The organism is Paenibacillus sp. 01T47 (assembly GCF_056398245.1).
The window spans coordinates 101,011-124,704 of sequence record NZ_JBFTPA010000006.1; the positions used below are offsets into that span (position 1 = coordinate 101,011).

23 protein-coding genes, 1 pseudogene and 1 riboswitch are annotated in these 23,694 nt (G+C 46.5%); of the genes and pseudogenes, 14 read left to right on the forward strand and 10 right to left on the reverse strand.

The window, feature by feature from the left end:
• The first annotated feature begins 127 nt into the window (after positions 1–127).
• Positions 128–1,423 (forward strand): DUF2515 domain-containing protein, encoded by a 1,296-nt coding sequence (locus AC1DOV_RS14210; RefSeq protein WP_477550265.1) that lies wholly within the window; start codon positions 128–130, stop codon positions 1,421–1,423.
• 190 nt (positions 1,424–1,613) lie between these two features.
• Here the strand turns inward: AC1DOV_RS14210 and AC1DOV_RS14215 are convergent, their stop codons facing one another.
• From AC1DOV_RS14215 to AC1DOV_RS14225, 3 genes are read right to left on the reverse strand one after another with little or no spacing between them, the layout of a single operon-like run.
• Positions 1,614–1,940: a YolD-like family protein gene (locus tag AC1DOV_RS14215; RefSeq protein WP_339208844.1), complete on the reverse strand. Its 327-nt coding sequence runs from the start codon at positions 1,938–1,940 to the stop codon at positions 1,614–1,616.
• Positions 1,937–3,202, reverse strand: a complete 1,266-nt coding sequence (locus AC1DOV_RS14220; RefSeq protein ID WP_441881392.1) for a DNA polymerase IV — start codon at positions 3,200–3,202, stop codon at positions 1,937–1,939. The genes AC1DOV_RS14215 and AC1DOV_RS14220 overlap by 4 nt, the downstream gene beginning before the upstream one ends.
• Positions 3,192–3,401: a hypothetical protein gene (locus AC1DOV_RS14225; protein ID WP_076268302.1), complete on the reverse strand. Its 210-nt coding sequence runs from the start codon at positions 3,399–3,401 to the stop codon at positions 3,192–3,194. Before AC1DOV_RS14225 ends, AC1DOV_RS14220 begins: the two co-directional genes overlap by 11 nt.
• Positions 3,402–3,640: 239 nt before the next feature.
• Between AC1DOV_RS14225 and AC1DOV_RS14230 the strand changes: the two genes are divergently transcribed.
• The 10 genes from AC1DOV_RS14230 to AC1DOV_RS14275 all read left to right on the forward strand — a co-directional run bounded on the left by AC1DOV_RS14230 (position 3,641) and on the right by AC1DOV_RS14275 (position 14,357).
• Positions 3,641–5,188 carry a spore germination protein gene (locus AC1DOV_RS14230; RefSeq protein ID WP_477550266.1) on the forward strand — a complete coding sequence of 516 codons (1,548 nt, stop codon included), beginning with the start codon at positions 3,641–3,643 and terminating at the stop codon, positions 5,186–5,188.
• Positions 5,189–5,206: 18 nt separating this feature from the next.
• A complete protein-coding gene (locus AC1DOV_RS14235) occupies positions 5,207–6,415 on the forward strand; it encodes a Ger(x)C family spore germination protein (RefSeq protein WP_477511459.1) in 1,209 nt (402 codons plus the stop codon).
• Between the two features lie 21 nt (positions 6,416–6,436).
• Positions 6,437–7,519 (forward strand): GerAB/ArcD/ProY family transporter, encoded by a 1,083-nt coding sequence (locus AC1DOV_RS14240; protein WP_441881383.1) that lies wholly within the window; start codon positions 6,437–6,439, stop codon positions 7,517–7,519.
• Between the two features lie 91 nt (positions 7,520–7,610).
• On the forward strand, positions 7,611–9,083 hold the full coding sequence (locus tag AC1DOV_RS14245) for a glycosyltransferase (RefSeq protein ID WP_477550267.1): 1,473 nt from the start codon (positions 7,611–7,613) through the stop codon (positions 9,081–9,083).
• 138 nt (positions 9,084–9,221) lie between these two features.
• Positions 9,222–9,334: riboswitch (TPP riboswitch) on the forward strand.
• 184 nt (positions 9,335–9,518) lie between these two features.
• The gene (locus tag AC1DOV_RS14250) at positions 9,519–10,559 is read left to right on the forward strand and encodes an ABC transporter substrate-binding protein (RefSeq protein ID WP_477550268.1); all 1,041 of its coding nucleotides are present in this window, start codon (positions 9,519–9,521) and stop codon (positions 10,557–10,559) included.
• Positions 10,560–10,625: 66 nt separating this feature from the next.
• A complete protein-coding gene (locus AC1DOV_RS14255; protein ID WP_054028091.1) occupies positions 10,626–10,928 on the forward strand; it encodes a thiamine-binding protein in 303 nt (100 codons plus the stop codon).
• Positions 10,918–11,691, forward strand: coding sequence for an ABC transporter permease (locus AC1DOV_RS14260; RefSeq protein WP_441881377.1), 774 nt, complete (start codon positions 10,918–10,920; stop codon positions 11,689–11,691). Before AC1DOV_RS14255 ends, AC1DOV_RS14260 begins: the two co-directional genes overlap by 11 nt.
• Positions 11,692–11,693: 2 nt before the next feature.
• The gene (locus AC1DOV_RS14265) at positions 11,694–12,491 is read left to right on the forward strand and encodes an ABC transporter ATP-binding protein (protein ID WP_477550269.1); all 798 of its coding nucleotides are present in this window, start codon (positions 11,694–11,696) and stop codon (positions 12,489–12,491) included.
• Positions 12,492–13,358, forward strand: coding sequence for a TatD family hydrolase (locus AC1DOV_RS14270; RefSeq protein ID WP_477550270.1), 867 nt, complete (start codon positions 12,492–12,494; stop codon positions 13,356–13,358).
• 207 nt (positions 13,359–13,565) lie between these two features.
• Positions 13,566–14,357 carry a glucosaminidase domain-containing protein gene (locus tag AC1DOV_RS14275; RefSeq protein ID WP_477550271.1) on the forward strand — a complete coding sequence of 264 codons (792 nt, stop codon included), beginning with the start codon at positions 13,566–13,568 and terminating at the stop codon, positions 14,355–14,357.
• Positions 14,358–14,471: 114 nt separating this feature from the next.
• Here the strand turns inward: AC1DOV_RS14275 and AC1DOV_RS14280 are convergent, their stop codons facing one another.
• From AC1DOV_RS14280 to AC1DOV_RS14290, 3 genes are all read right to left on the reverse strand, one after another.
• A complete protein-coding gene (locus AC1DOV_RS14280; RefSeq protein ID WP_179089800.1) occupies positions 14,472–14,633 on the reverse strand; it encodes a hypothetical protein in 162 nt (53 codons plus the stop codon).
• A 261-nt stretch (positions 14,634–14,894) separates the two neighbouring features.
• Positions 14,895–15,950, reverse strand: a complete 1,056-nt coding sequence (locus tag AC1DOV_RS14285; RefSeq protein WP_477550272.1) for a DUF418 domain-containing protein — start codon at positions 15,948–15,950, stop codon at positions 14,895–14,897.
• Positions 15,951–16,264: 314 nt separating this feature from the next.
• On the reverse strand, positions 16,265–17,116 hold the full coding sequence (locus AC1DOV_RS14290) for an MBL fold metallo-hydrolase (protein WP_477550273.1): 852 nt from the start codon (positions 17,114–17,116) through the stop codon (positions 16,265–16,267).
• A gap of 317 nt (positions 17,117–17,433) precedes the next feature.
• On the opposite strand from AC1DOV_RS14290, the gene AC1DOV_RS14295 reads away from it, so the two are divergent.
• Both AC1DOV_RS14295 and AC1DOV_RS14300 read left to right on the forward strand, forming a co-directional pair.
• Complete coding sequence (locus AC1DOV_RS14295) at positions 17,434–18,972, forward strand: FAD-dependent oxidoreductase (RefSeq protein ID WP_477511450.1); 1,539 nt, start codon at positions 17,434–17,436, stop codon at positions 18,970–18,972.
• Between the two features lie 50 nt (positions 18,973–19,022).
• The gene (locus tag AC1DOV_RS14300) at positions 19,023–20,237 is read left to right on the forward strand and encodes an MFS transporter (RefSeq protein WP_076268313.1); all 1,215 of its coding nucleotides are present in this window, start codon (positions 19,023–19,025) and stop codon (positions 20,235–20,237) included.
• A 45-nt stretch (positions 20,238–20,282) separates the two neighbouring features.
• On the opposite strand, the gene AC1DOV_RS14305 is transcribed toward AC1DOV_RS14300, so the two are convergent.
• The 4 genes and pseudogenes from AC1DOV_RS14305 to AC1DOV_RS14320 form a co-directional block, all read right to left on the reverse strand.
• Positions 20,283–20,441 (reverse strand): excalibur calcium-binding domain-containing protein, encoded by a 159-nt coding sequence (locus tag AC1DOV_RS14305; protein WP_477528077.1) that lies wholly within the window; start codon positions 20,439–20,441, stop codon positions 20,283–20,285.
• A pseudogene (locus tag AC1DOV_RS14310) lies at positions 20,439–20,861 on the reverse strand (NucA/NucB deoxyribonuclease domain-containing protein); the annotation flags it as partial. The gene AC1DOV_RS14305 and the pseudogene AC1DOV_RS14310, both read right to left, overlap by 3 nt.
• Before the next feature lie 199 nt (positions 20,862–21,060).
• The gene (locus AC1DOV_RS14315) at positions 21,061–21,174 is read right to left on the reverse strand and encodes a sporulation protein YjcZ (RefSeq protein WP_083681988.1); all 114 of its coding nucleotides are present in this window, start codon (positions 21,172–21,174) and stop codon (positions 21,061–21,063) included.
• A gap of 170 nt (positions 21,175–21,344) precedes the next feature.
• A complete protein-coding gene (locus AC1DOV_RS14320; RefSeq protein WP_477511449.1) occupies positions 21,345–21,824 on the reverse strand; it encodes a MarR family winged helix-turn-helix transcriptional regulator in 480 nt (159 codons plus the stop codon).
• 244 nt (positions 21,825–22,068) lie between these two features.
• Here AC1DOV_RS14320 and AC1DOV_RS14325 point away from each other — a divergent pair, with 244 nt between their 5' ends.
• Positions 22,069–23,442 carry an MFS transporter gene (locus AC1DOV_RS14325; protein WP_477511448.1) on the forward strand — a complete coding sequence of 458 codons (1,374 nt, stop codon included), beginning with the start codon at positions 22,069–22,071 and terminating at the stop codon, positions 23,440–23,442.
• Positions 23,443–23,694: the final 252 nt, after the last annotated feature.

Consider the following 23,694-nt stretch of genomic DNA (forward strand, 5'->3'; position numbering starts at 1 on the left):
GCGCTCGAATCGCATATGTTGCATACACAGTATGACGAACTGCTCCGTGGCTGATACTGGATACTATAGGGTTTAAGCCAGGCAGCAAGCTTGTATAGTCAACGACGCGATAGGAGGAGCACTGACAATGGACAAAAAGCATGAGGGACGGTCTTATCGCCGTACATTCGGTTACTGGCTAGGGCAGCTGCTCGCGCTCCCCAGCGCTGCGTTTGACTATGCAGTAGGCAAGTGGGGGGCAATGAGCGCATCGGATGCAATGATTGCGGAAGCAACACCGCTGCAGCTTTCAGCTTCTTCCGTTGCAAAATTGAAGTATGCATGGTCGAAGCATTTTGAATCTGCTGATGCTTCAGCAGTGACAAGCTGGAATGAAGAGGAACTTGCGCTAATCGAACGAATTCGCGCTGAGACTGCTGCTGCCAATCGGAATAACGTGACGAGAACGGAAGCTTATCGTATTTTGTATTTCCGCACTCCGGAGCTGCACTGGGCGCTGCTTGCGCATATGGTGTCCCGTAATGGCGGCTGGAATATGACTGACTTGCAAGGCGAGTGGCTTCCATGGCTGCTGAACTCGGAACAGCGGTTGGCCGTGTTTCGTTTTTTGGAGCAGGCGAATGCATTGATATTTCAAGATGCTTATCCACAGCTGCTCTTGTATGAACGGAGCAGGCGCGAGGGGAGGAGCTTGTTCCATCTGCTGCCTGCTTTTGGCGTAACCTCGTTTATGGCGCCGGTCTGGAAGCAGTACTGGCGAGATCGCGACGCGGTGCCGCTCACGATCGCATTAATCGTTAATGAGCAGCATTATATCGAGCAGCGTGTTGTACAGCATCCCTTTTTTCGAGAGAAGGTGCTGCATACGTTATTTTTTGGTCTGCAATCGCTGCTTCAGCTGAACGGGGTTATTTTCCCCTATGGCAATGGCCCGGGAAAAGGGGAAGGAGCGTTTGCGCTGCGGCTCTCTGGTCTTATTTTGGAGCGGTTTGAAAATATAGAAGAGAGAATTGAATTCGGCAAGCGTCTATATGCGATGTTATTCGGTGTACCGCGCGTCTATGAAGGAGCTAGATCCTTCGCTGCTGCGGTTAAGCATACAGGCTCGCGTGCCGACTACGCGCCGCATATGTTTACGCGTGTACGTCAGCAGCCTCCACAGCCAATTTATAAGGAGCGTCTGCTGGGTGCACGGTTAAAGCCTGGTGCTGAGCCGCTTTACAGCCCAGAGCTTAGTACAGCGTGGAACGATCAGCCCATAGAAATGCCGGAGCCTGGGGATTGGTTTACGTCCGTTGCCGACATTTCGCCTTATTTTCAAAAGCTGCCAATGCCGCATTCTTTTGAAATTACGAATGAATATGGGCTCATGCTTAATAAGATCGAACTGGCTGTTCTTGCGGTGCAGCGTGGCAATAAGTGAAGCCCCCGGACTTCGACACTTGTTGGCGGAGTCGGACGAGATCGAGAGAAAAAGCCAGAAGCGATACAAAATAATATCACAAGAAAACAGGAACTGCTTCGTTGGCCCTTCTGCCAGTTGAGCAGTTCCTGTTCAAGGATGAGTTCTACTTTAGGCTGCTTTGAGCGAAGCTAATGGAACAGGGCACTCCTTATTCCCAAGCAGCAGCGCCTTCAATATCGTAAATAGAGAACCATTCGCCATCGACCATGAAGCGGCCTTTCAGTTGATCTACGCGGTCAACGATTCCGCTGACGGTCAGTTCCTCTTGCGGATGAAATAAACGGAGCGTGATGGGCTGCCGCTGCTGCAGCGATTCTGTCACGGAGCGGGCTACATGTTCCCATTCCTGCTCATCTAGCTCCACCCGTTCACGCAGCCGCAATGTCTTCTCCTGCTCATTGATTGCGACTTTATGCTCGGGCAGCATCATCCGGCTCGACTCCCAAAGTCCGTTTCCTTCAAGTTTTTTTCTCATTTGTAATGTCCTCCGATCTTCTCAGAGCGGTGCTGTGCTTGCCCCGCATCCGTAATGGACACCGCTCTCAAAATAGTGGCATCCCCATATTTCCTCTTCAAGGCGTCCGTCGCCCGCTCAAGCGCCATCGTCTTCTCGCGGTTCGGATCAAACAGGGAAAGCTGGTATTCGTCATCCTGCGAAAATTGCGATAGGCTGACGCCAACCTTCCTTACGGGATAACCGTCCCAATGCCGCAGCATCAGCTCTACCGCGGCCCGATAAACCTGATTCGTGACGTTTGTCGGATCGTCCATCTTCATCTGACGGCTAAAGCCCGTAGGCCGATCATAATCGGCACCCATTAATCCGACGGAAACGACATGCCCCATATATCCTTTGCCTCGGCAGCGCTGGCAAACGAGCTCGGTCAGCTCAAGCAGTACAACTTTGATCTCCTCCAGCTTCCCATAGTCACGCGGGAGCGTCATCATATGCCCGATGGCCTTGGGCGCAACCTGATGCGTGCCCGGCGTTACGGGACTTTTGTCAATTCCGTTTGCGATGTTCCAATACAGCTCCGCGTTGATATCGGAGTTTTTGCCGAATTTACGGCGCATCATCAGCTTCAGCTTCTCAAGCGGCGTTGCCGCTAATTGGCCGATCGTCTCCAGTCCCATCGATTGGAAGTGCCTCGTCATCCGGCTGCCGACCATGAACATCTTGGAGACGGGCAAGGTCCAGAGCGTATCCTCAAGATTGTCTCTGGAGAGGGTGTAAATGCCTGCATCGTTTTTTTTCGCATAGTTGTCACAGGCCGTCTTAGCCAAAATTTTATTCTCCGCAATACCGAAGCGGGTGTACACTCCTAGCTCTTCTTGGATGCGGGTTTGGATATGATGAGCCAGCTCATCCGGTGAGCCGTACAAATGCAGCGAGCCCGTCACATCGAGAAATTGCTCATCGATTGAATAAGGTTCGACGAGGTCTGTGTAGGATTGATAAATGCTCGTAATCATCATGGAAACATCGATATACAGCTGCATGCGCGGTTTGATGATAATTAAATCCGGGCATTTCGCCAGCGAGTCGCCCAGCCGCTCAGCAGTCGTTACTCCAAATGACTTGGCGATCGGGCAAGCAGCCAGAATGATGCCGGAGCGGCGTTCGGGGTCGCCCGCAACAGCAACCGGCAGATGGCGATACTCGGGATGTTCCGCCTTCTCCACCGATGCATAAAACGATTGGCAATCCGCAAGCATAATGACTTTGTTAAGAGACATTTCGGCTCACCAGCTCTGCTGCTAATACATTTGCCGCAAGAAAGACGCGCTGTGCGCCGGAGTCTATACAAAAGGCTCTGACATAACCGTCTCTTACAGATAGGACACGAATCCTTCGTTTCGTAAACTTGCCTTTTTTGCTCATATAAATCACATCTACGACACAACCGACTAGGCTGAACCATTTTTCCATTGTCATGATGCATCTCCTCCATAACAAGAACGTTTGTTCTTATTATATACAGAACGCACGTTCTTATACTAGAGGTTATTTGTGGTTATTATTGACAAGGTTTGGTTGGGAACAGCTTCGCAGTCCAATTAGGCGTACGAATGCTATACGCGGAGCAGCACGAAAACCAATCACAAATAGGACAGTACATATTTACATCCATAATGCGCCAAAATAGAAGCAACATGGAAACGAAGGGTGCCGTTATGAACAAACAAAACACAGGTAGGCTAACGCCGTTTAGTCCGTCGCTGCATGCGAATGTCAAAACCATTCGCGATTGCTTCGGCAACAGCACGGATATCGTAATCCGAATGTTTCGCAGCGATGCGGCTCCAGAACGTGAGATTGCCATTATTTATGTGGATGGAATCGTGAACTCGCAAATCATTAATGAGAGTGTCATGGAGCCGTTAATGTCAATGAGGCTGCCGCAGCATGCTCATGTGAAGGGAAGCAAGCTGCTGGAAGCGCTTCGCAGCTGCGTCGTTTCAATCGGCTCGGTACAGAGTGTGGACACATTGGAGTATGCACTCCAATATATGACGGACGGATTATGTGTCATTATGGCGGATGGCAGCGCGGAAGCGCTGACGGCGGATGTGAACGGCGGCGAACAGCGCAGTGTTACGATTCCTCAGACACAGACCGTGATTCGTGGTCCGCAGCATGCTTTTGTAGAAAATATTCAAACGAACATCAGCTTGGTCAGGCGCATAATACGTTCCTCTGACCTTCATGTGCAGGTGCACAAGATCGGTCAGCAAACGCATACGAACGTAGCTGTTATGTATTTGCATGGAATAGCAGATGAAGGGATCGTTAAGGAGGTTTACCGCAGACTGGCGGCCATTGACATTGACGGTGTGCTGGAGAGCGGATACGTGGAAGAGTTTATTCAAGATGATACGTTCACGCTGTTTCCAACGCTTTCAAATACAGAGAGGCCGGACTCCGTGGCAGCAGCGCTGCTGGAGGGAAGAGTAGCGGTAATGATAGACGGCTCGCCTATGGTCTTAATGGCCCCGACTACATTTTTTTCGTTTTTTCAATCGCCAGAGGATTATTATCAACGATATGATATTGCATCCTTCGTTCGTCTCATCCGTTACGGTTCATATATCGTGTCCATTCTGCTGCCTGCCTTGTATATCGCAGTTACAACCTTTCATCAGGAGATGCTTCCGACAACGCTGCTCATTAGTCTAGCGGCGCAGCGAGAAGGGATTCCGTTCCCTGGATTGGTTGAGGCGCTGTTGATGGAGGTTACTTTCGAGGTGCTGCGAGAAGCAGGATTACGAATGCCGCGGGCGATTGGGCCCGCCATATCTATCGTGGGCGCTCTCGTACTCGGCCAGTCGGCTGTTCAGGCGGGCATCGTGTCAGCGGGTATGGTGATCATCGTATCCTTTACGGCGATTTCCAATTTTGTAATGCCGGAATTCAACATGGCGGCCACATCTCGCATTATTCGTTTTATCTTTATGATTATGGCCGGTATTTTTGGGTTTTTCGGCATTTTCATTTCTGTATTGTTTATGCTGATCCATTTGGTATCGCTGCGCTCGTTCGGAGTGCCGTATATGTCTCCGCTGGCACCAGGTCCTACAAAGCAAGGACCATGGCGAGACGTGTTCGTCAGGCTGCCATGGTGGGCGGTCGTGCTTCGACCTCTAGATTTGAATCTGCGTAATCCAAGGCGGCGGCCGAACGGAAAAAAACCGCAGGCACAGCGTCATTCCGATAAGGCGTAATGAAAGGGGGAACCTGCCATGAAAAAATGGAGGCTGCTGCTGCCGATGCTCATTTGTTTGCTGGCAACGGGCTGCTGGAATCGCATAGAGCTGAATGATATTGCGATTGTTTCTGCTACCGGCGTTGATTGGAAGGATGGGAAATGGGTGTTGTCGTATCAAGTGGTCATACCGGAAGCCATTTCCAGTCAAAGCGCGAGCAACAGCACAGCGGCGGTCCATGTTTTTTCCACGCAAGGGGAAAGCTTCAGAAGCGCGGTCAGCAAAGCAAGCCAGGAGACGTCGCGGCGCCTCTATTTCGCACATAATCAAATTGTCATTATCGGTCAGGCTGCTGCGCGCAAAGGACTGGGACCACTTCTAGACACCTATTTGCGCAATCATGATTCCCGCGAGACGGTGAGCGTTTTCTTGTCAAAGGGAAGCGCGCGCCGGATGCTCGAACAATTGATTCCGCTTGAGAAAATTCCAGGCGCAGCCATACAGCGCATGATCAATAATGAAGAGATGAACAGCTCAGCCTTCCGTCAAATGACCATTCATAAAGTACTGCTGGATTTGCTGGGAACGACAAGGGCTACTGGCATACCCGGATTAATTGTGTCCGGTACGAAAGAAAGTGTGGACAATGCCGGGCAGCTTGCGTACACCAGTACACCTTCAAAGGTCAGATTGTTTGAACTGGGCCTTATTGAAGGTGACAAGCTGGTAGGCTGGATCAACAACGAAGAAAGTCAAGGCGTGATGTGGCTTGCAAATCAAGTAAAAAAAACGACGGTTTCATTCGCATGCTCAGCGGACAAGAACGAGCCGAAAAACTCATCTATTCGCATCACACATTCGGATACAACGCAGACTCCTAAATCTTCAGATGGCAATTGGCTGATGGATTTGAACGTAAAGGCGACTGGAACGCTGATGGAGTACAATTGCGAGGGTGATCTCATGAATCCGAAAGAAATAGAGAAGATACAAAAACGGATTGAGGACGAGATTGCCGCAATTATGCAAAAAGGCTGGAGCGCTGTCAGTAAGCATAAAGCAGATGTAATCGGCTTCGGAACGATCATTCACAATAAATATCCAAAGCAATGGTTAAAAACGTCGGGCAGCTGGTCGGAGCAGTTTTCGAACATCGAAGTAAAGATGAAAGTTAAGGTGAATTTGAATTCAACTGGTCTTAGCGGAAGTGGATTTAAGAAGGCGCAGGAAAAGAACCACCAATAACATAAGCAGAAAGGAGACCCTATGCAGCAGATTGGCAAAAACCAGCTTTCGATTTTGATCATCGTTTTTTTGATAGGCAGCACCCCTTTGTTCGAGCTCGGCATACAGGCGAAGCAGGATGCTTGGCTGGCGATGACGCTTGCTGCGATTGCTGGTCTGCTGCTTATCGTTATGTACGTCCAGGTGCAGAAGCGTTCCCCGAATTCGGAGCTTGCTGAGCTTTATGTTATACACTTCGGAAAATGGATCGGCGGCTTTGTAGGCATACTTCACGCGTTATGGTTTGCTTATGAATCGATGCGCAACGTACGGGACGTCGGGGAGCTTACGATGACGGCGCTGCTGACCTTTACGCCGAAATGGATTGTTATGCTGCTGATTATGAGCGCCGCCGCTTATACCGTCAGCAAGGGAGTGGAAGTATTTGTCCGTGTCGTACAGCTTCTATTTCCGATTGCAGCGCTCAGCTATGCTTTTATTATTTTGCTCCTGTTTGTTGCCAGGTTGCCCAAAATAGCACATTTGCTTCCCGTTTTTGAACACGGGATTGGGCCTGTCGTGAAGGCGGCCTTTCCAGATTTAGTATCTTTTCCATTTGGGCAAATGGTTATTTTTTTCGTTTTTTGGAAGCACGTGAGTGAGAAGAAAGGGATTGGGCCAGTCACTTACAAGGCCTATATTGGCGTATCCTTATTTCTAATTCTAATGAATATCATTACGCTATGCGTATTAGGGCCGGAGCTGTCCTCGCTTACAGCACTGCCGCTGCTTGAGGTTGTTCAGTTAATTAGGCTTGCTAATATATTGGAGAGGCTTGATGTGCTTGTAACCTTGCTTCTGTTCATCGGTCTATATGTCAAAATGACTGCGCTATACATGGCATCGGTATTCATGTTTAATATGATCACTGGTATTGCCTACCGATATTGTGTGCTGCCCATTGGTCTCATTATTTATGGGGCGTCGTTTATCGAAGCCAATAATACTTCCCATATTTGGATTGGACTCGATGTTACGCTGAAGATTGCGCCGTTGTTCCAAATTGTGCTGCCGCTGCTTATGCTTTTCGTCGGAATACGCAAGAAATACAAAAAGGCTGCATGATTGAAAGTTGCGCACAGTGCTCACCCAAGCGGATAGGCTGACATATTTTATGGGTAAGTGAGCCGTTTATGCTTGCTTGAGGAGGATACGCGTGAGCGATGCCAATAGCTGCATGACAAGCATTATTCTCGTTACCTACAATAAGCTTGAATACACGAAGCAATGTGTGGAAAGTATTCGGAGACATACGCAGAGAGGCAGCTATGAGCTGATTATTGTAGATAATGGTTCGACGGATGATACGGTAAAATGGGCTAAAAGCGAGAGCGATATTATCGTAATCGACAATGGCAGCAATGCTGGTTTTCCTAAGGGCTGCAACCAAGGATTGGCCGCGGCCTCGGGCGATCTTCTGATGCTGCTAAATAACGATACAATCGTAACGCCAAGCTGGCTTGACGGTCTCAAGCGCTGCTTATTTAGTGATGAACGAATAGGGGCGGTCAGCCCCGTTACGAATTCGGCTTCCTACTGGACGACGATCCCGGTCACCTATACGACGATAGATGAAATGGAGCTGTTTGCTTCGGCACTGCATGCCAACCCTGATAGAACAAAATGGGAGGAGCGCGTGAAGCTGGTCGGCTACTGCCTTTTGCTGCGGAGAGAAGCATGGGAGAAAACGGGATCGCTCGACGAGATCTTCGGTATCGGCAACTTTGAAGATGATGATTATAGCCTGCGGCTCCGGCTGGCGGGATATAAGCTGATGCTGTGCGGCGATACGTTTATTCATCATTACGGGAGCATCTCCTTTAGCTCAGAGCCAGAACAATATGTACAAAACTTCAGAAAAAATGCCATTGTTTTTATGTCCAAATGGGGCTTTGACCCTGGTGATGCAACGTATATTAGAATGGATTTTAGCACCGTAATTGAGCGGGAATCGCATGAGTACAGACGCGAGAATTGCTCGATTATGGAAATAGGCTGCGGGTGCGGAGCTACGATTTTTCATATGAAAAAGCAATTCCCATCCGCAATATGGTACGGAGTTGAGCGTAACGAGCTGGCGGCTAGAGTAGCAGAAGCTTCGGGAATTACTGTATTCCGCTCGAATGATCCGAAGGATTGGAGGCTGCCTGCTGAAGGTCTTGACGGCATCGTAATCGGAGATGCTCATGCATACGGGACACCGCAAGCCATGAAAAATCTAGTTCGTCTTCTAAAGCCTGGCGGCTGGCTAGTCGGGTGCTTTGCCAATCGCTATTATTTCAACAATATTCGGCAATATTTAGATCCTGCTAATGCACAAGCACAGCATCAAGCGGCATCACAGTACTCAGCAGAACAAGTTAGCCAGCTTTATTTGCAGGCCGGTTTTACCTATGTGAAGATTACACGTGCGGATAATAAACCGCAGGAGCAGCTAGAATACATCCATCTGCTAGAGCGGCTAACGTCTGAAGAGATGTCAAAAGAGCTGACAGCCGCATATTTGCTCGTATATGGACGCCTTGCTCCTGCAGCAGAGACCAAAGATACGGCAGACTTAGAAAATTCGAAGGCTGCTGAAGAAACAAAGGTAGAATGGCTGGATGAGCATATCGATCTAGGGCAATGAAAGCTGGTGCAGGAGCTGCACGTTCTGGCTGCCGTATATAGTAAGAGGATGAGTATCGTGGCTTGATGATAATCATTTTCAAAAAAAACTAGCATTAAATGCGGGTTTTGCTATACAATGAATGGTATTGACGAAACCGAATATGTTCCGGGGAGCTGGTTAGGCCGGCTGAGAGGGGATTTTCTATACAATTCCGACCCGTTAAACCTGATCTGGATAATGCCAGCGTAGGGACAGAAGCTCTGTTTAGCAAGCAGGCGAGATCAAATTGATCAAGCATTTGCTGTATAAACAGCTGCACAGCCAATGATATGGCGTCCTCCGGATTAGGGGGACGCTTTTTTTTGTTGCGATTAGAATGATGCAGCCATGGAACCGGATACTACGAGGAGTCGTCGCCTATAAGAATCGAAGCATGGAGAGGGGAACAACATCATGAATCAGAAAAAAACAGGGTATTTGTCGTGGAAAATCGTGGCCGCGATGCTTGTGTTCGTATTGGCGCTGGCAGGCTGCGGCGGTGGCGCTGGGAACAAGGGCGAACAGCCGAAAGAGCAAGAGGGAACAGCGGACAAGCCGCTAGAGAAGGTGCAGGTTGTACTCGACTGGACACCAAATACGAATCATACCGGACTTTATGTAGCTAGAGATAAAGGTTTTTTTAAGGAGCAAGGACTGGACGTTGAAATTATTCAACCAGGACAAAGCGGTGCCGATCAAATGGTCGCTTCGGGCAATGTGCAGTTTGGCGTAAGTTATCAGGAGTCTGTCACGATGGCGAGAATTGCCGGCGTGCCGCTCGTATCGATCGCCGCTGTCATTCAGCACAATACCTCAGGTTTTGCTTCACCGCTTGCAAAGGGAATCGATTCACCTGAGAAATTTGAAGGCAAAACGTATGGCGGCTGGGGCGCTCCTGTTGAGGAGGCGGTCATTCAATCGATTATGCAGGAGAAGGGCGCAGATGTGAGCAAAGTAAACATCATGAGCATCGGCGACAGCGACTTCTTTACGGCGGTGAAACGCGATATTGACTTTGCATGGATTTACTATGCATGGACTGGCGTGGAAGCAGAGCTGCGCGGCGAGAAGATCAATATGGTTTATTTAACAGACTACAGCGACAAACTGGATTATTATACGCCGGTAATCGTGACGAATGAAGATTTGATTAAGAATAAGCCGGAAACAGTCAAAGCGTTTACTGCTGCCGTATCCAAAGGCTACCAATACGCGATCAGCAATGCGGAGGATGCAGCAGAAATTTTAATAAAAGCAGAGCCGGATTTGAACGCAGAGCTTGTGCGCGCCAGCCAAAAATGGTTAAGCTCCAAATATCAAGATGACGCGCCGCGCTGGGGCGAACAGAAGCTAAGCGTATGGGAAAACTATGCGGCATGGATGTTTGAGCACAAGCTGCTGGAGAAGGAGCTTGAAGCGGAGAAGGCATTTACGAATGAATTTTTACCACAATAAGCAATTCGAACATACGGAGGGCGGGAAAGCCCGCTCTCACATACAACAAAGAGAGAAGGAAATCCGATGGCTAATGCATTAGTAAGCATTCAAATTTTACCGACAACACCAGGCGGCGAGAGTGTTATTCCCTACGTAGATCGTGCCATAGAAATTATTAAAGCGGCAGGTGTTCCTTACCGTGTAGCACCGCTTGAAACGACGATGGAGGGTGAGCTGAGCCATCTGCTCAGCGTCGTGCAGTCGATGAGCGAGGCGATGGCGGAGATGGGCTGCCCGTCCGTTATTTCACAAATTAAAATTTACTACAATCCGGCAAACGGCGCTTCCATGGGAAGGCTGCTGGAGAAATATCCAGATGGGCAATAAGAAATCGATTTGGTCGAAAATATGGCAGCCGGCAGCGCTGCTGATCGTGCTGATTGCCTGTTGGCAGGCAGCTGCATCACTTGGATTATTTCAACAATGGCTCATTCCTTCTCCGATATCGATCGTGAAGGGAGCTATCGCGATTTGGCCGAGGTTAATGATGCATACGGGAGCAACAGTGCAGCTGACACTTATCGGCTTTTTAGGAGGATCGGCGGTGGGCTTAATGCTCGCCGCTTTGCTGCATTTAATTCCTGGTGTTCGATCGGCGGTATATCCACTGCTCGTGCTGTCGCAAAACGTTCCCATCATTGCGATCGCTCCTATTTTGACGATGCTGCTAGGCTATGGCATGCTGCCAAAGGCGCTGCTGGTCATCATGGTATGTTTTTTCCCCATCACGGTTGCCATGCTGAGCGGGCTTATGAATACCGATGCACAGCTTCGCAACTATTTGCAAATGATCGGTATTCGCAAATGGCAGCTGTTTTGGAAACTAGAGCTTCCGCATGCGATTGTACATTTATTTTCAGGCTTGAAGATTGCGGCTTCATATAGTGTGTTAAGTGCGGTTGTTGCCGAATGGCTTGGTACAAACAAGGGTCTTGGCTCATTTATGCTTATTTCGTCCAAAGGTTTTATGCCAGATCGTGTATTTGCGGCAGTTGCCATCATCGTTGCGCTGAGCTTGACTTTATTTGGTTTAGTAACGTTAGCGGAGCGTCTTGTCATACGTTGGCGCCCTGAGAAAGAGGTGAGCTGACAGTGGTCAATCGTGCTGAGCATCATTCAGTGACGCTTCAAACGCAAAATATTCGAATGAAGTTTGGCAAAGGACAGATGAGCAAAGAAGTGCTTGGCGGGTTATCCATTTCAATAGCAGATGGGGAGTTCGTATCGATTGTAGGGCCGTCCGGCAGCGGTAAAACAACCTTGTTTCAAATTATCGGCGGTTTGGAACGTCCTACGGAAGGCGAAATTTGGATCGATGGCAAGCAAACGACGGGCGAACGCGGACATATTTCCTATATGCCGCAGCAATCGTCGCTGCTTCCATGGCAAACCGTTGCCGGCAATATAGAGTTGTCTCTTACGATCTCTGGCGTTGATAAAAAACTCGCGAAGGCGAGGACAAAGGAATGGCTCGAGCGAATCGGGCTGCAGGAATATGCGGATTCTTATCCGCATGTGCTCTCTGGAGGAATGCAGCAGCGGGTTTCTTTCCTCCGGGTACTGCTTGCTCCGCAGAATCTCATGCTGCTGGATGAACCGTTTGGCGCACTGGACGCCTTAACGCGGCAGCAAATGCAGCAGTGGCTTATGTCGATCTGGGAGCTGAACCGAAGATCGGTACTGCTCGTTACCCATAGTATTGAAGAGGCTTTGTTTCTATCGGATCGGATTATTGTGCTGTCATCATCGCCGGCGGTGGTGCTGGAGGAATTTCAAGTGCCATTCGAGCGTCCGCGTCATGAGTCTTTATGGACAGACCCACGGTTTTATGCGATGAAGCAGCGTATTTATGATCTGCTTAAGACAGGTGCGAAGGAAGGAAACGTATAGATGGCGATACAAACAAGCAATGATCCGCGCGAAGGGCAATTGTACTCGGAATCTCCTCAGCAGGAAGGCACATGCATAGACGCGCATATTCATATTGATTTGTATGAAGCAGAGCAGCGTGATGAGCTTCTAGAGCGTGCGTTCGCAGAAGGTGTAGCAGCTGTGATTGCCGTATCTATGCATTTGGAATCGTCTATTGTGAACCGTGACATTGCCCTGCGTTACGCAGGGCGTGTGCATCCTGCTTATGGTTTCCACCCAGAGCAGCCCATACCTGCCGATAAGGAGCTTGATGAGCTATTCAATTGGATTCGTTTGCGTCATGAAGCAGGGGAACGGTTTGCAATTGGCGAAGTAGGGCTGCCGTATTATACGCGAACAGAAGCGCAGCAAGCTGGGGGAAATATCGTTTTTGATGAGAATCCATACCTGCAACTGCTGGATCGGTTTGCTGCGCTGGCCACCGAACTTGATCGTCCGATTGTATTGCATGCAGTATATGAGGACGCCGGCAAAGCTTGCGACATTTTGGAGCGGCATGGTGTTCGCAGAGCGCATTTTCATTGGTTCAAGGGCGATGCTGAGGTTATCCGGCGAATGGTGGCAAGCGGCTACATGGTGTCGATAACGCCAGACGTCGCTTACGAGGCAGAAATACAGCAGCTTGTAAGAGAGTATCCCATTGAGCTGCTGATGGTGGAGACGGATGGGCCATGGCCGTTTGAGGAAGTCTATGCGGGTCAGCCGACGCGGCCTGCAATGGCTGCAGATGCAGCAAAGCGTATTGCGAAAATAAAGCAGCTGCCAGCTGAGCAGATTGCGGAAATAATGCTAGTCAATACTCGCCGCTTTTATGGACTCCTATAGTATTCCATTCATACAGAAAAGGCCGCTCCATCAGAATGAATAATCTGAGGATGCGGCCCTTTTATATTTAAAATACAAAAAAACATAGTGGTAGAGACGACCTTTCATACCACTTTGTCCATTGCCACTTGCGCTTTCACAGCATACAAAGATAAGGACAGGGTAATAGATGGCAAGCCAAAGTGGACAGCAGAAAGGAGGCAGACGATGGCACAGCTGACGAAACAACAATTTATTGAACAATTAGCTCCGACGGTTATAAGAATAAGGCGAGAAGGATCAACGATGTTTCCATCCGTACGTTTAGCGCAAAATGTACTTGAAACCGGCGGTGTTATTCACCCGTGGTACAACTTAGGCGGTATCAAGGTGGGCAGTGGACAGACGAATGCATATTGGCACGGAGAAGCGGTCGTTAAAGGAACATGGGAGGTCGTCGATGGCCGAAGCGAGAGTACGCGCGCTGCTTTCCGAGCCTATGAGAGCGTCTATCATTTTTATAAGGATCTGGATTTGCTGCTGGCTACTTCGCGTTATGAGCGTGTTCGCAAGGCAGTGACGCCAGAACAGCAAGCTGACATGCTGTACGCATGCGGCTATGCGACAGATCCAGCTTATCCAGCCAAATTAAAAGCCATTATTTCGCAGTATGGGTTGAAAAAATATGATGCTTTAGGAAGCACGCCGCTGCCTAAGCCAGAGAAGCTGAAGGATGCAGAGCTTGTTGTCGTTTTGTACAAGGGAGAGGTTATTTCAGATGGTTACTTGCTCAAGGGTACAACTTGGGTACCGGCAAGGCTGCTTGGTGAAGCGCTCGGAGCGAAGATTGATTGGACGGGGAAAAAGGTTACTGTAAACAGCAAAGAGCTCGACTCGATTTTGTCCGAAGCAACAGGTTATGTACAAATAAGAGATCTGTCCGCAGAGCTTGGGTTAACCGCTAGTTGGGAACCGGCTGCGCGAGTCATTTTGCTATCGCAGGTGAAAGCAGGCAGTTAGTTAAGTGATTTAAGCTTCTGCCATCCTCTACAAAATAAGTAAGAAGCCAGCGGATCATCCGTTGGCTTCTCTTTTTGTGGTGCCGTTTAGAAATCATGCTATGGAATGAGCAGTTTATTTGCCTTTCTTGGATGCAGCCCAAAAAGCGAGTACGACAAGGGGGATAAAAATGTACCACGGAATGGTAATTGTACCGCCAACAATAACAGCGAGCACCATCACGATCAAGACACCGAGAATAATGTAAAGACAGCCTCTGCCGAACGTTTCCATCATTAATCGCCTCCTAAAGCTTAGGTTTTGCCGAGGCAAAACCTCCTTCGCAAGCAGTCACTTCTTGAGAGTATATTCGGTAATAACGTTTTTATGGTTGATATGGTTCCAAAAATTGAAGGGACAAAGAGGCTGCTGCATGAAATCAAACGGCCCAAAACAAACAAAAAAATGACCCGCATCGCTGCGGGCCGGTGTCCTAGATCTATATATCAACAGTGGGGTTGATGTCTCTAAGTATAAAAAACGAACCTTAACGCAGCATTAAAAATGTTTGTCGGTTTGTTTACAATAGCGTTCGTTACGAATGGCTGGAATCGTCCAATAGGTGGCTATTCTCCAGATCCATTCCATCGGTCCCATTTTGAAAAAGGAGAGCCAGATCATACTGAATATCATTTGGATAATATAAATGCCGATGCAAAGCAGTGTCGTTTGAATAGGGCTAAGCATACCGTTTAAATTAAAAAATGCTGCCGCCATAAGCACGATAATCGTTTGCCCTAAATAGTTGGTTAAAGCCATTTGGCCATAGGCGCTTAAAGGTTTGAGCAGCGTGCGAATAAAGGGATGCTGAACAGCCCGTACAAGAGTAGTGACATAAAATAAAGCGACAAGAAGACCTATAAATGCGGCTGCTCCTTGGTAAATTTGCATGGCTATCATTTCAGATGAAGAGCTGCCTTCTTCAATGACCATAACATTTTGCTCGGGTAGTATACGGTACTGGATAAAGATACCAATAGCGGCCATTGCAAAAGAGATCCAATGCAGCTTGCGGATCGCAGATTTTGACTCTGCAAGACGTTGAAACACCTTATATTGTCCAGCTGCAAGCCCAAGCAGAAACAAGGGTAGAATAAGCAATAGTTTGCCTCCTAGAAAGGCGGCAGGAAGAATAAGCGCTAAAGCGATAATCAAATTGATTTTTGGTTTAAGCTTGTAGAAAGGAAGAAGGATAAAGCCGGCAATTGCGTAAAGAAACAAGGCTTCTCCAGGATGGAATTTCTGATGAACAAATCCTATGGCTAGCAAAAAAATAAGCCGGCGAATAAATAAAGGGTAGCCGTTATTGCCTTTCTCGATCGCTCTAGATAGAAATAAATAAAAGCCTACGCCGAATAAAAAGGTGAATATGACATAGAAACGCGATTCTACCGTCAAATCTAGGATACGAGACATATACCAATTAGCAGTCCCCGCTTCAGCTGGCGCTACGTTAAGAAGGGGCAAAATATTGACAAGCAGAATGCCAATTAAAGCAAAACCTCGCAAATAATCAAGCGTTTCAATTCGTTTGTTTTCAGAAATAGGGTTCAAGCAGCATACACTCCTAATCTTTACTTTGAATATAAAATGGTTTGGACTTTATTTTAAAAGGAATCTTTCCCTGTGAAGATTACAACAATAATTACAGCAGCGACAGTTCTTATCGTTTTTAACCATTGATTCATAAGTGGTTGCCTCCTCTGATGTTCAATAATCTATTTCCTATCATAAAGAAAAAAACGATAGGCAGCCATCGATTAGAGTGACATTAAAGGTGACAAGATTGTAAGATGCACTATAGGTAGAAACAGAAATAGGACGGAGCAGATTAAGCAGCTGCTCCGTCCTATTTTTAAGTAAACTGACTAATGTATCTGGTTATGGTCTGGCACAAAACGTCCATGCTCCGGAACCGCAATTTCTTTAAATTTTTTCGTAAGAAGCTTGAGATTATCAGACAAGGTTGCGCCAAACATCGGTTCCCCGTGACCGGTAATCGCCAAATTCGGATTCAGATCTTTGAGATTTCTAACGGATTGCTCGGCGGCTTTCCAATTAGTCGTAAAGTATTTAGGGGGACCGCTAATTTCCTGCTCCTGTGTGATGACCTTATATAGCGATTCCTGCTTAACTGTTGCAAATGCGTCACCTGCAATCAAAGTGCCATCCTCAGGACGGAAAAATGAAGTATGTCCTGGTGTATGCCCCGGCGTATGAATATACTTCCAGCCTGGCATTCCCGGCAAACTGCCGTCTGTTGGAAAGGGATGAACTTTGTCGTCGAGGTGAATTCCTTTATGGGGGAAGAAGGTAGAAAGCTCAGACAAGAGACCGCCATGTACAGAGGAGTCCGCGGGCGGATAATCGGATTCTCCATTCAAATAGGGCAGCTCCAGCTTGTGCGCGTACACGGGCACATTCCAGTGTTCAATTAATTCAATAATGGCACCAACATGATCGAAATGGCCATGAGTAAGCAGAATCGCTTGAGGAGCGGAATCAAAGCGTTCCTCTGCTTCTTTAATAATTTTATGGGCGGATCCTGGCATGCCTGCATCAATAAGAGCCCAGCCCGCTTCTGGTTTCTTTGGATCACCTACAAAACAAATATTGACGAATTGGATTGAGTAACAATAAACATCAGGCCGATAAGCAAGTCCATTTCCACTAGCAGAAGTCGTTATCGGCACAAAAGAATGCTCGAATGAGCTCTCCAACGTAAAACGCCTCCTTTTTCATCATTCTCTTATATAAACTGTCCAAATGACTATTGGTTATGCTTTTGGCTTAAGCAGATCATTATTCTAAGAATGAAATAAGCAAGTCCATTTCCACTAGCAGAAGTCGTTATCGGCACAAAAGAATGCTCGAATGAGCTCTCCAACGTAAAACGCCTCCTTTTTCATCATTCTCTTGTATAAACTGTCCAAATGACTATTGGTTATGCTTTTGGCTTAAGCAGATCATTATTTTTAGAATGAAATAATAGCAATTGGTACAAATTAAGGTGCATTATTTCTAGGAGGTGATGGTCATGGAGAAAACGTATGATTTACCCAAATTTCCGGAGTCTTACTGGTCAGAAACGTCGAGCCGGCAATCTTCATACGCCATACTTGAAGAGAATATAGAAGTTGATATTGCCGTCGTTGGAGGCGGGATTTCGGGTGTAACAGCTGCTTATTTATTAGCTCAGGAAGGGTTTAAAGTTGCCCTTATAGAAGCGGGTCAGCTTCTTAATGGAACAACGGCGCATACCACTGCGAAGATAACAGCGCAGCATGATCTTATTTATGATGAACTTATGCAGAAAGCTGGAGCGGAAAAGGCAGCATTATATTACAAAGCGAACAATGATGCCCTTCAATTCATTAAGGAAACGATCAAGCTGCATAAAATGGAATGCGGATATTCCGTACAGGATGCGTATGTTTATACCGATTCAGAGGCATACATAACTAAGCTTGAGAACGAGATGTCTGCTTATTCGTCGATCGGCATTCCTGGCTCTTTCACGAATCAAATCCCTTTGCAGATCCCAGTCAAAGCGGCTGTCATCATGCAGGATCAAGCGCAGTTTCATCCATTGCAATATTTGTATGAGCTTGTACGGAAGTTCGTAGAAGCAGGTGGATTTATTTATGAGAATACGACAGCTATTGATGTAGAAACAGGCCCATTGCCGGAAGTGATTACAAGCAAAGGATACCGAATTAAATGTAAGCATGTCGTTTCTTGTACTCATTTTCCATTCTTTGATGGGCATGGGTTTTATTTCTCAAGAATGCATGCAGATCGTTCCTATGTACTCGGCATTCATGTCGAGGATGACATTAAAGGCGGCATGTACATAAGCGCTGAGGACCCGAAGCGCTCGATTCGCTATGTGGAAACGTCGAAAAACACAAGGCTGCTTCTCATTGGAGGTCAAAGCCATAAAACAGGTCAAGGGATTTGTACAATTAATTATTATGAGGAGCTGAAAAGATACGCGGAGCAGCATTTTCGGGTAAAGGAAATTGCGTATCGTTGGTCGGCCCAGGATCTTGTTACTGGTGATAAGATCCCGTATATTGGCCGAATAACGGAATCTTCCACTAATGTTTTTGTTGCGACAGGCTATCGTAAATGGGGCATGACGAATGGCACAGCCGCCGCTTTGCTTATTAGAGATTTAATTATGAAGAAGGATAATGCATATGAGGAGCTTTATGCGCCTTCACGCTCGATGTCGCTCGGAACGATCGCGAATCTTATTGTAGATAACGCCGATGTGGCGAAGCATCTTATCGCGGGCAAGCTCGAAATGGCTCATAAGCGTCCGGAGGATTTGGCACTGGATGAAGGCAGTGTCGTGCTTTTGCATGGAAAAAGAGCAGGAGCTTACAAATCAGAGGATGGAAAATTATTTCTCGTAGACACAACCTGCACACATATGGGCTGTGAAGTGGAATGGAATAATGGGGATCGCACATGGGATTGTCCTTGTCATGGCTCTAGATTTGCGATTAATGGCGATGTGATGGAGGGGCCTGCAGAAGAGCCTTTAAAAACCTTGCATCTTCGGCATTAAAAATGAACCCTGATACGTCAAACCATTCCAAATAAGAAAGGAGTACATCTGTGAAAAAAAAGTGGGACTTAGCAGCTTTAGCATCCATTCCATTAATTATGACGCTCGCTAACTCAATGTTGATTCCCGTATTGCCCTTAATGAAGAAAAAACTGAATATCTCATCTGTGCAGTCGAGCTTAATCATAACGGTTTATGCTGCAGTCTCGATTATTTGTATTCCAATCGCTGGGTATCTGTCAGATCGTTACGGACGGAAAATAGTCATTATTATAGGCTTGTCCATTGCAGCGATTGGAGGACTGATATCAGGCTTAGCTGCTTGGTTGATGCATTCCCACGTTTATGCGGTCATTTTGGCAGGAAGATTTATACAAGGGATTGGGGCTGCAGGTGCTTTTCCAATTGTCCTTCCGTTAGTAGGTGACATGTTCGAGAGTGAGGAGGAAGTTAGCAGTGGGCTTGGGATGATTGAGACCTCCAATACATTTGGAAAAGTGCTCAGTCCGGTATTAGGTTCGGCGCTTGCCCTAGTTATATGGTACTTGCCTCTTGCTGTTATTCCGTTCATATCATTAATTTCAATCATTGGGGTTATTTTCCTCGTAAAGGAGCCTAAATCAAAGCAAAAGAAAAAAGAAGAGAGCAGTTTAAAAAAGTTTTTTCAATCCATTAAATCGATACTCGCTGAGAAGGGGCACTGGCTTTATGCAACCTTTGCCATCGGTGGTCTTGCAATGTTCATTATGTTCGGATTTCTATATTACTTGTCATCGGTCTTAGAGGACCATTACAAAATCGAAGGCATTTGGAAAGGATTGCTGCTAGCCATTCCTTTAAGCGCCATATGCCTTGCTTCGTTCATCACTGGAAAAATTGTAGGGGAAAACAAAGCGAAAATGAAGTGGTTTATTGTCATCGGCACTGCTGTACTTGCGGGGATGATGCTGGTTTGTGGAATCATCAATACAAAAGGGATATTTTTTCTAATTACCTTTATGTTTATAAGCGGAGCTGGTATTGGATTAGCCTTGCCGAGCTTGGACGCTTTAATAACGGAAGGGATAGAGAAAAAACAGCGAGGCACCATTACCTCGCTGTATAGCAGCACGCGTTTTATAGGCGTAGCCGTAGGTCCATTGATTGCATCAGTATTGCTGAAAAACGAAGCATTGCTATTTTATTTGTTTGCGGGATTTGCATTGCTTTGCTCCATACTAGCCTTGCTGACGATTAAGCCAAGCAAGCAGAAATCGGCTTCGTGAGAAGGATTATATATGATCAGCTGCACGAAGCATTTCGAGGATGGGTTAGCTGCATGCTATCCCATCTTTATCACGATCCAATTTCAAGGAGTATCCGGGGTCTCCTTTATGTAAAGGCGCGGCCCCAGCTGCTTTAGCAGCTGCACAATTGGCATAATAAACGGTTTCTTCTGTTGGCTTCGGCTGCTCCATCGCTTCATCCATAACGAATAATACACGCGTTCCGTCCTCTAAATCAGTCAAAAGATTTCCAATCCACGAACCAGCGCCGCGATTATCCTTAGGAGAAACATAAGCGATATCCGCACCAGCACCGCCTTCTTTGCACATGGCCATCGGCCATTCATCTCGATCATAGCCCTTTTTGGTTGGAATCCCCCGTAACGAGGCTTCACGATTAGCGTTAGCGCCATCTCGATCGATCGTACAAACCGCTGAAGCACCTGCACGAATGGCTGCTGCAATATGCGCCATCGTCTCTGGATAACGATCAGTAGGCAAATGGATCGTCATTCCATACTCTGAAGCAGTGGAAGCCGGGTTTGAATCAGAACTGATAATGAATTGTCCGCATCCTGTGAGGATAAGCGTAAGGGTGAGTAATGCGGCTAACAATGATCTCATGATGTGTCTCCATTTCTAGTCATTTGAAACCATCATACAATACAGCTTGCAGTCGCGGATAGGATGAGGTTTACAATACTGTGCAAAAACGGATAATTTCGAATATAAAATGAATGTAACGGAGAAAAAAAGAAGACCTATCGAGTAGGTCTTCGGAGGAAGTGTATGAGGATAATATAGAAGCTCAGTGTTTAGAGGGTTATCTGCCGTAACCGCCGAATGCACCACAAGTGCAAGCGATAATAACCAACAAGATGAAAAGGACCAGAATCGTACCAGTGTTAGTGAAAGCACCGCCAACGTGACCGGACATTTTTCATAGCACCTCCTTTGAATTGAAGATTCTATAGGTTATGCTCCACTTTTTCTTTTTGATTGGGTGTTTGTCATAGAGACATTATATATATATGTCACTAGCCTATGAGAGCCTTTTGTGATGGAGAATTTGGTGATTTATTAGGAATTCAGCATATGGGATACGCTTTATTTTAAAACGTGTGCAGAAGGATTAGAGATATCCTTATTTTCAATGAGCTGCAATAAAAGGTCAAAAAATTGTTGACGCTGCTCAGTGGAGAAGTTGCTTAATAATTGCTCTGCAATTTCCGATTGAAATGCTAGAACTTGACTTATATTGGCTTGCGCGAGTTCTGTGAGCTCCAACAGCGTAGCTCGACGATCAGTCGGATCGGGGATTCGGATAAGAAGTTTATCCCGTTCCAGAGCATCAACAAAATCAGTAACGGTACGCGCTTTAATGCCTAGTTCAGAGGCTAGTTCATTCATGCGAATTTTCCCGGCTTTGTAGACGACAGATAGAAGGCGCAGCCTTGGGCCGGTAATTTGATAAGGCATGTTAAGCGCGGATAATTGTGTTTCAAATTCTCTTTGAATATAGTGTGTTGTCCTCATTAATACATGAATGATGTCTATAGGTACGGGATTGTCCGAGTGCGTAAACATAAGTGCCTCCTTGTTCGACGTATAATCGGTATCGCCGAGCTGTTTATTTTCTATTTTAGCTGATTGTTTTCAAGTTGCAAAACTTCGCATACGTTATTAGCTAATACCAGCTATATCAGTATTTCATATCTTGACACCTCTCATATTAGTGTGTATCCTCAGTAATATATTATAGTGAGGATACTCACTAAAATGAAGGGCAATTTTTAATAGGATCAAAATGATAATTATTGGAGGGAATGGTATGGTTGGTTCGGAATTTAAAAATGGGGACAAGCTGCTGCGAGTACTCGTTGTTACTTTAATATTCTCAGTAATGAACGGCACGATGTTTAATGTGGCTCTTCCGGCAATCGGTGAGGAGTTTAATCTGATTCCTTCACAAGTGAGCTGGATTATGACGTCGTATATGGTGTTATATGCGATTGGATCAATCGTGTTTGGAAAACTAGCGGACAAATATCGTTTAAAGGATTTGCTGACGTATGGACTAATCGTGTTTGCTCTCGGCTCGCTCATCGGCTTGCTTGCTACCGAGTATTGGATGATTATTGCCGGTCGCATTCTGCAAGCAGCTGGCGCCTCGGTGCTTCCAGCTACGGCTATGATTATACCCATTCGATATTTCTCGCCTGAAAACAGGGGGAGGGCACTAGGAACCTCAGCAATTGGGCTTGCATTAGGAAGTGCTATGGGGCCAGTAGTAGCAGGATTAATTACAAGTGTAGGAAACTGGAGGCTCTTGTTTGTCATATCGCTGCTTCCGTTACTCACACTTCCTTTCTTTCGTAAATATTTGGATCATTCGAAAGGCACTGCGGGGAAAATAGATTTTATTGGCGGTGGCTTGCTTGCTGCGGCGGTTGCGCTCTTCTTGCTTGCGATTACGCAGAGCAGCGGCTTACTCTTCGCAGCAGGGATTGTACTGCTCGTTTTCTTTATTATCCGAATAAGAACTACGGATAATCCCTTTATTCAGCCAAGGCTATTCCGCAACAAAAATTACTCTATAGGGTTGTTTATAGCTTTCATAACGACAGCGATGAGCTTTAGTTTAACATTTATGTCACCGCAATTTTTAACAGCATTAAATCATTTATCGCCTAGCAGCATTGGTTTTGTCCTGTTTCCAGCAGCGATTGCTTCCGCAATCATGGGACGCAGGGGCGGCAAATTGGCTGACGAACGCGGCAACTTTACACTCGTTTCTATCGCAGCTTTGTTAATTTTCTCATGCTTCGTGCTTTTATCTACATTTATTGGAGTGTCTCCGTACGTGATAGCGCTCATTCTCATAGCGGGCAATGTTGGACAAACCTTCATGCAAATTGCGATGTCGAATACGATATCTCGGACGTTACCGAAAGAAGAGACGGGTGTAGGCATGGGATTGTTGTCGATGATCAACTTTATCTCTGGTGCCATTGCGATGAGCTTAATTGGCAAATTGCTTGATAAAGGTTCATCTTCCTTTCACTTAAATCCGGTTGTGACGAATCCAACAGCGTATGTGTACAGTAATATTTTTGTTGTACTAAGTATTGTAATTGTTGTTGCAATCGTTATATATCGCCTGCAGTTTGGAGCAGCTAAAGCTGTTGCACGAGCTAATCAATAATGTATATCCTTGTTAATTGAAATACAACAAATGCTGCTGCGCCAAACATTAATAGTCGACCTGTATATTTTGTAATTTTCTCTGCGACCTGTTCTGCTTCTTTCATCTTGGGAGATTCTTCTCCATAGGATCGTTTCTTTAAGGAGAGTAATACAAATACAAGGAGCATGAGCCCGAAGAAAAGATATTTTGCTAGCGTAGTATCAAACAACGAAATGAATAAATGAAGCAAAGCCGTCCATGGATTGAATT

What these genes read in the sequence shown, in the direction of transcription:
- AC1DOV_RS14210 (WP_477550265.1), top strand. Translation starts at nt 128, where the DNA reads ATGGACAAAAAGCATGAGGGACGGTCTTATCGCCGTACATTCGGTTAC.
- AC1DOV_RS14215 (WP_339208844.1), bottom strand. Translation starts at nt 1,940, where the DNA reads ATGAGAAAAAAACTTGAAGGAAACGGACTTTGGGAGTCGAGCCGGATG.
- AC1DOV_RS14220 (WP_441881392.1), bottom strand. Translation starts at nt 3,202, where the DNA reads ATGTCTCTTAACAAAGTCATTATGCTTGCGGATTGCCAATCGTTTTAT.
- AC1DOV_RS14225 (WP_076268302.1), bottom strand. Translation starts at nt 3,401, where the DNA reads ATGACAATGGAAAAATGGTTCAGCCTAGTCGGTTGTGTCGTAGATGTG.
- AC1DOV_RS14230 (WP_477550266.1), top strand. Translation starts at nt 3,641, where the DNA reads ATGAACAAACAAAACACAGGTAGGCTAACGCCGTTTAGTCCGTCGCTG.
- AC1DOV_RS14235 (WP_477511459.1), top strand. Translation starts at nt 5,207, where the DNA reads ATGAAAAAATGGAGGCTGCTGCTGCCGATGCTCATTTGTTTGCTGGCA.
- AC1DOV_RS14240 (WP_441881383.1), top strand. Translation starts at nt 6,437, where the DNA reads ATGCAGCAGATTGGCAAAAACCAGCTTTCGATTTTGATCATCGTTTTT.
- AC1DOV_RS14250 (WP_477550268.1), top strand. Translation starts at nt 9,519, where the DNA reads ATGAATCAGAAAAAAACAGGGTATTTGTCGTGGAAAATCGTGGCCGCG.
- AC1DOV_RS14255 (WP_054028091.1), top strand. Translation starts at nt 10,626, where the DNA reads ATGGCTAATGCATTAGTAAGCATTCAAATTTTACCGACAACACCAGGC.
- AC1DOV_RS14260 (WP_441881377.1), top strand. Translation starts at nt 10,918, where the DNA reads ATGGGCAATAAGAAATCGATTTGGTCGAAAATATGGCAGCCGGCAGCG.
- AC1DOV_RS14270 (WP_477550270.1), top strand. Translation starts at nt 12,492, where the DNA reads ATGGCGATACAAACAAGCAATGATCCGCGCGAAGGGCAATTGTACTCG.
- AC1DOV_RS14275 (WP_477550271.1), top strand. Translation starts at nt 13,566, where the DNA reads ATGGCACAGCTGACGAAACAACAATTTATTGAACAATTAGCTCCGACG.
- AC1DOV_RS14280 (WP_179089800.1), bottom strand. Translation starts at nt 14,633, where the DNA reads ATGATGGAAACGTTCGGCAGAGGCTGTCTTTACATTATTCTCGGTGTC.
- AC1DOV_RS14295 (WP_477511450.1), top strand. Translation starts at nt 17,434, where the DNA reads ATGGAGAAAACGTATGATTTACCCAAATTTCCGGAGTCTTACTGGTCA.
- AC1DOV_RS14305 (WP_477528077.1), bottom strand. Translation starts at nt 20,441, where the DNA reads ATGGATGAAGCGATGGAGCAGCCGAAGCCAACAGAAGAAACCGTTTAT.
- AC1DOV_RS14315 (WP_083681988.1), bottom strand. Translation starts at nt 21,174, where the DNA reads ATGTCCGGTCACGTTGGCGGTGCTTTCACTAACACTGGTACGATTCTG.
- AC1DOV_RS14320 (WP_477511449.1), bottom strand. Translation starts at nt 21,824, where the DNA reads ATGTTTACGCACTCGGACAATCCCGTACCTATAGACATCATTCATGTA.
- AC1DOV_RS14325 (WP_477511448.1), top strand. Translation starts at nt 22,069, where the DNA reads ATGGTTGGTTCGGAATTTAAAAATGGGGACAAGCTGCTGCGAGTACTC.